Genomic DNA, 6,521 nt, shown 5'->3' with positions numbered 1-6,521 from the left:
GATCGCCCCGATCATCCCCACAAGCGGAGCCGCGTAGGCGTCGGTACCGAAATACGTCGTCGGAATGATGTTTTGAATTTGCGGCGTTCCCGGTAAAGCATCCATCGTGTAGGTGAATGCCCCGAGCGCAATCGTTCCCGGAATGAGCCGTTTCGGGATGTTTGCTTCACGGAAAATCGCGGCAGCAAACGGGTAAACAGCAAAAGCGACGACGAACAGCGACACCCCGCCGTACGTCAAAATCGAACATGCCAGAACGACCGCCAAGATCGCGCGGTTCGAGCCAAGCGCTTTCACGATTGCATGCGCAATCGACGAAGCGGCACCGCTCAGCTCCATCACTTTTCCAAAAATCGCACCAAGCAGGAAGATAGGAAAAAATGATTTCACATAGTTGGCTGCGTTGGTCATGAATGTTTCCGTGTAGCTGGGCAAAAGCGCAATTCCCGACATCACGACTGCCAGCAGCGTAAAAATCGGGGCAAAGACGATCACAGGATAGCCCCGGTACGCAAAAAACATCAACAGACCAAGCGCGATCACGATGGACAACACTTCAATAATCATACAATTCTCCTTTCAAATGGCCCTCCGCCTGGGGAGCATAGTGTGTGTACCCACCAAAAGAAATCGCTTACATTTCTTCTTGGATTGCATGGATCGTGCCAACTTGAGCCAAACTCCGACAAATCGCAATCAGACGCGCTTTTGACCAAACGGGCCGCAACAGCAAAATGATAGCGCTTGCAAAAACTTCCGGATTTCCGGAAAAACGCGTCCGCATTTATGGAATCCGGCAAAAATCACCTCAAAGTTCATCTGATCGAAAAGTCAAAACCTTCTGCCACTACCCGTCTGCTCTCTTTTCGCTTTCCGGAAACGCGGAATTAAGCTCAATGCGCCAGCGCTCTCTCGATCAAAAAAGCCGGGACCACGGCTCGTCCACCGTGTCCCAGCTTCGAAAAGCACTGCCGCTATTTTTTCTGTTGATACTTCTCCCACTTTTCATAAAAGCTGGACTTGCTGATCTGCAAAAGCTTTGCCGCTTCCAGCTTGTTTCCCCCGGTCTGCTGCATCGCAAGCATAAGCGCTTCCCGCTCCGTCTCTTCCAGCAGTTGCCTGAGCGGCCGCAGCTCCCTGCCAGACGGTGAAGCAGCAGCAACTTGCGCCACTTCATCAGAAGCCGGCAGCCAAATGTGCTCCTTTCTCAGCACATCGTCTTCCACCAGATGCAGCGCCCGCTCCAGCACGTTTTGCAGCTCCCGCACATTGCCCGGCCAGGAGTAGCCGCGCAGCACAGGCCACACGTCCTCGTCGATCACCTTGACCGTGACACCCGTAGACTCGCTGAGTTGTTTGAGCAGGTTGGAAACAAGCTCCGGCAAATCCTCCAGCCGCTCTCGCAACGGAGGAATCGACAGGGTGACGACGTTCAGGCGGTAGTACAGGTCGGCGCGAAACTTTCCTTCCTTGATGCGCTGCAACAAATCCAGATTGGTAGAAGCGATAACTCGCACGTCAATCGGCGTCGTCCGCACAGCCCCGACCCGCTCCACTTCTTTTTCCTGCAGCACCCGCAGCAGCTTGGCTTGCAGCGGCAGCGGCATGTCTCCGATCTCGTCCAGGAGGATAGTTCCGTGATTGGCCAGCTCGAACTTGCCTTTTTTCCCGCGGCGCACCGCCCCGGTAAACGCGCCTTCTTCATAGCCGAACAGCTCGGACTCCAGCAAAGAATCAGGGATAGCCGCACAGTTGACGCGGATGAACGGCCCCATTTTCCGCTTGCTCTGCGCATGAATCGCATGGGCAAACAGTTCCTTGCCTGTGCCGCTCTCTCCGGTAATCAGCACCGTCGAATCGCTTTTCGCTACCTTTTGCGCGAATTTTTTCAGCTCCTGCAGCTTTTGGTTGTAACCGACGATCTGGTCAAAATGATAGGTCGCGCCCATCCTGCGTCGCAGTTCTTTTTTATAGTAAGTCAGCTCGTCCTTCAACTGATCGACCATCGCAGCCAGGGCAGTCAGCTCCTGCACATCCTGAAACAGCACCGTCCCGAGCACGGCAATGACCTTGCCCTCGTCCATGATCGGGATGCGGTGGGCGATCATTTTCTGCCCTTTGATTTGCTGAATATCGGCAATTTCCGCTACGCCCGCCTGGCCGACGATATGCATGCGCGTATTTTCGATGACCTCCGTCACTGGCTTGCCGATGACGTCCTGCACATTCAAAAATTCCCGATAGCTCCGGTTCATCAAAAGGATTTTGCCGTCCCTGTCCGTCACAATCATCGGCTCATGGGCATTCTCGAAGACGACCTCAAGCAGCTTGCTGATTTGCTGGAGATTCCAATCCAACACGGCTCCCCCTTTGCCTGGAATTTCGCTGCGCCGAACGTTCGTTCACAGCTCGTTACTTATGAATTATAGCAGGAGACATCAGGGGAAGCGTGCTTTTTCCATAAAAAGCACAAACAGGACCGCTTTACTGCGCCTGCGCTTTCGCCTGCATCTGCTTGACAAGACGCTTGGGCGCTGCGCACAGATAGCCCTCCAGCAAGTAGTCTGCGAGCATGCTGTAGTCCGCAATATTTTTGGCGTGAATCGACACCCAGCCGTGGTGGCCGATGTAAGGTGTTTTGTAAAAGTGCTCCTGCGCAAGCAAAATTTCCTGTGTCGTCTTGAGCACCTTGAAGGACAAGACTGGCCCGTCAGCACCGCCCTCGCCCATCAGGACAAACGGCTTGTCGTTTACCCGAAAAGACGTATGCCCAAAACTGTCCACCTTTTCCGTTACCTCTGGCAGACGGATGGCCAGTTCTCTTACAGCCGCTTCCATTGCCAGACCTTCCCTGGATGAAATTCGCACGTGCACCACCTGACAGCACCCCCGCTCTTTTTGCAAAAGCTCTGGTCCGGCTCACTTTCGCTGAGGCCGTGGCCAGAGCATCCGCCAACATCACATTATCTCAATACGATCCAACCTGTTCTGCGTCGGATCCGACCTTTCCTTCTTTCATCCGATACAGCGGCAAAATAAAGCTCAACCCGATAATGAACAAAGCAGCCGAGAAGGCGTAGATGATGACGAGCGGAAGATGTTGCTTCAGCACTCCGGATATGCTCATCATGATGACCATGGCGCCTGTAAACAGCGGGGTCAAAATCCCGTTAACCCGCCCGATAAAGGAGCTTTCCGTATATTTGAGCAGCATCGTATTGATCCCGATGTGGATACAGGGCAAAAGCAGTCCGGAAACCAGTTGGGCCAAAAGTGTCAGCCAAAGTTGCGTAGACACCCCGCATATGCCAAGGGCAACCGCGTTCCCGAGCATGCCCATGACGAGCAGCCTTTGCGGGGGAACGTTTTTGGCCAGCGACATCGTCAGCCCCCCGCCTACAATCATGCCCATACCTTGCACCATCAATAGCCATTGCAGGCTTTCTTTCGGCAGATGGAGCTGTTCGGTTACGAGAAAAATCGCCAACGGCTGCACCATTCCAATACCGAAGCCTGCTGCCATGAAACAGACGCCAAGCAGCGACAGCACCCGGCTGGAGAGCACGTAGCGGATGCCGCTCGCCATTTCCGCAAGCAGGGCAGAGTCTTTTTTCTCCTCTGTCTCCACACGGTCAGGCGGCAGCAGGTACAGTACGCCAGCAGAAGCCAGAAATGCGACAGCCGTAATGACCATGGATACTTCCATTCCCCATTGCTGGAACACAAATGTACCCAAAATCGGGCCAAGCACCATGAAAACGGCGAAGAGCGTCTGGTAGGCAGACATCCCGGCTTGCAGTTGTTCAGCAGGTACGTGCAGCTTGAACAGCTTCATCCCTGACGGCTGGGAAAACTGGGAGAGCACAGCCGAGATCAGTGTAGCGAAGAAAATCGCCTTCCACGTTCCGAGCATAAACGTGATGAGCACTGCGATTACCGACAAGGCACTGAGCAGATCACACCAGACCATCGTCCGCCTCGGTCGCCAGCGGTCGGCAAACGTCCCCGCGATAAACGAGAAGAGGAAAATCGGCGCGTACTCCGCTACCGAAATCATGGACACAGCGAACGGGTCGCCTCCGGTATGGTCCATGACGTAAAGCAGGATGGCGAAGTTGCGCACCCAGATCCCGATTTGCAAAAACAGACCCGACAACAAAATAGCCCTGACATAGCGGTTTTGCAGCATTTTGGCCATAAAAAAACCTCCTTATCCATTTTACGATCTGGACAGGAGGCATTACATATCGACACCAAAAAGACATAGAAACCTTCTGCAAGAAAAGACAAAGGCTCTACCATCTATACGCCAATATGCACATACTACTCCCATCCAAAAACGCATCGTCATGATCCGATTGCTTTTGTGGAAATAGGAGTTAGTAGATCATTGGCTTGATGGTCACCCTTCCTTGTAGAATGAGCCAAGAATACCACAAAAAGTTATCGCGTGGCAACAAAAATTTTTCCAATCTTGTCCTGCACTTTGTCTACACAGGCTTCGCTCTGCTGAGCAGATAGAAAAAATACGGCACGCCGATGATCGCGATGACAATCCCCACCGGCAGCTCGACAGGGGTAAACACGGTTTTGGCGATAAAGTCTGCGGCAACCACCATCAACATTCCGATCGTGCCAGACAGCGGCAGGACGTATCTGTGCGCAATCCCCGCCAGGCGCTTGGCGATGTGTGGCGCCATCAAGCCGACAAACCCGATGCTACCGGACACAGAGACGCAGGCGCTGACGATCCCGATGCTGGACAACAGCAAGTAGTTGCGCTCTTTTTCTACTGACACCCCAAGGCTTTTGACGGAATCCTCGCCAAGCTGCATCAAATCGAGCACCTGGGCTTTGCGCAGCAGGACGGGCGACAGCAGGAGGAGCCACGGGAGCATTCCCGCAATGTGCGTCCAGTTCGCATTCCAGATGCTTCCTGTCAGCCAGACCGTTGCCATTTCAAAGTCGTTCGCGTCCATTTTCAGCGACAGAAACAGCGACACAGCCCCCAGACCTGAGCCGATGGCGATTCCGACCAGGATCAGCCGTTGCGGGTCAAGCGTTCCTTTGCGCCAGGCGAACAGGTAAATCAGCGCTGCCGCGAGCAAGCCTCCGGTCAAACCGAAAAGCGGCATCGCCATGATCGAAAACCAGCTTGTGCCCGTAAATTTTCCCTGGAAGAAAAACATGAATGCGACAATCGCCGCCCCTGCCCCGGCGTTGATCCCCAAAATTCCAGGGTCCGCCAGGCCGTTGCGCGTAATGCCTTGAATGACTGCTCCGGCAATGCCCAGGCCAAAGCCGACCAAAGCGGCAATGACGATGCGCGGCAAGCGGAAATCGAAAATGACGAGATCGTGATCGGCGGATGGCTCGATGCGCAGCAAGGTGCGTACCACATCCATCACCGATATGTCGAACACACCATTTGTCAGGCTGATGTATACAGCCGCAACAATCAGCAAAATATTTACGGTCAGCAGCAGACGAAACCTGCTTTTTTTCTCAGGCATGCTTGCCTCCCCCTCTCTTGTAAATCAGATAGAGGAAGAACGGTACGCCGATAAACGCAGTCACTACTCCGATGGGCGTCTCGAACGGGCTGTTCAAAAAGCGGCTGAGCACGTCCGCCAGCCCAAGGAATACGGCACCCAAGACGCCTGCGCAGGGAACGATCCAGCGATAGTCAAGCCCGACCAAAAAGCGGGTGATGTGCGGGATAATCAGGCCGACAAAGCCGATCTTTCCGGCCAGTGCGACCGAAATGCCCGTGAGAATGACGACGGTTGCCGTAGCCAGCACTTTGACCAGCATCGTCTTTTGTCCCAGACTGAGCGAGATTTCCTCGCCCAGCGACAGGATCGTGATCGACTTGGACAAAAGCAAGGCCATGACAATGCCGACGATTGCAAACGGAATCGAAAGCGAGATCAACGCCGGCTCCAATTGGTGAAGCCGGGCGTTGTACCAGAAGCTGACGTTTTGCGAGACTTGAAAATACGAAGCGATTGCCGCCGAGACACTGCTCAAAAATGTGCCCGTGATCGTCCCGATCACAGCCAGGGCAACAGGCGAAAAACCGTTTGGCAGCAACCTGGACAAAGCGAGTACCATCATGACCGCTGCTGCCGATCCGGCGAGCGACATAAAGATCATCGTCGTGTTCGAGGCAGCAGGCAACAGCACCATGCAAAGCGTAATGGCGAAAGCCGATCCATCGGATACCCCCATAATAGAGGGGGACGCGAGGTAGTTCCTCGTCATCCCCTGCATGAGTGCCCCCGATATAGCCAAAAACGCTCCGATCAAAAGTGCGCCCAACACGCGCGGCAGGCGGGAGTGCATGATGATCTGGTGGTCCACATTCCCTTCGTCAAACCGGAAGAGAGCCTGATAGATGGTGTACGCGTCGATCTCTTTGGCCCCGTACAAAATGGAGAGCACGATCACGAGCACAATCGCCATGGGCGAAACCGCAAGTAGGAGGACAGGTACTGCTTTTTTCGATTGCATGCGATTCC

General features: G+C 54.1%; 6 protein-coding genes (1 of these 6 running past the window's edge). All 6 read right to left on the bottom strand.

Annotated features, from left to right (window positions below; translation table 11 throughout):
- Nucleotides 1-567 carry the start of a GntP family permease gene (locus AAFJ72_RS01925; protein ID WP_432775865.1) on the bottom strand. It extends 816 nt beyond the left edge of the window, so 567 of the gene's 1,383 nt are visible here — the first part of the coding sequence; its start codon is at nt 565-567; its stop codon lies beyond the left edge, outside the window.
- A gap of 407 nt (nt 568-974) precedes the next feature.
- Complete coding sequence (locus AAFJ72_RS01920; protein WP_432775864.1) at nt 975-2,357, bottom strand: sigma-54 interaction domain-containing protein; 1,383 nt, start codon at nt 2,355-2,357, stop codon at nt 975-977.
- A gap of 127 nt (nt 2,358-2,484) precedes the next feature.
- Entirely contained in the window at nt 2,485-2,877 is a 393-nt protein-coding gene (locus AAFJ72_RS01915) for an MmcQ/YjbR family DNA-binding protein (RefSeq protein WP_432775863.1), read from the bottom strand.
- Nucleotides 2,878-2,968: 91 nt separating this feature from the next.
- Nucleotides 2,969-4,198 carry an MFS transporter gene (locus tag AAFJ72_RS01910; protein WP_432775862.1) on the bottom strand — a complete coding sequence of 410 codons (1,230 nt, stop codon included), beginning with the start codon at nt 4,196-4,198 and terminating at the stop codon, nt 2,969-2,971.
- 292 nt (nt 4,199-4,490) lie between these two features.
- Nucleotides 4,491-5,513 carry a FecCD family ABC transporter permease gene (locus AAFJ72_RS01905; protein ID WP_432775861.1) on the bottom strand — a complete coding sequence of 341 codons (1,023 nt, stop codon included), beginning with the start codon at nt 5,511-5,513 and terminating at the stop codon, nt 4,491-4,493.
- The gene (locus AAFJ72_RS01900; protein ID WP_432775860.1) at nt 5,506-6,513 is read right to left on the bottom strand and encodes a FecCD family ABC transporter permease; all 1,008 of its coding nucleotides are present in this window, start codon (nt 6,511-6,513) and stop codon (nt 5,506-5,508) included. The genes AAFJ72_RS01905 and AAFJ72_RS01900 overlap by 8 nt, the downstream gene beginning before the upstream one ends.
- Nucleotides 6,514-6,521: the final 8 nt, after the last annotated feature.

It is taken from the genome of Brevibacillus gelatini (genome assembly GCF_050920745.1).
GTDB lineage: Bacteria > Bacillota > Bacilli > Brevibacillales > Brevibacillaceae > Brevibacillus > Brevibacillus gelatini.
Note: the sequence above shows the minus strand (reverse complement) of the source record. Positions and strands in the feature narration are given on the sequence as shown.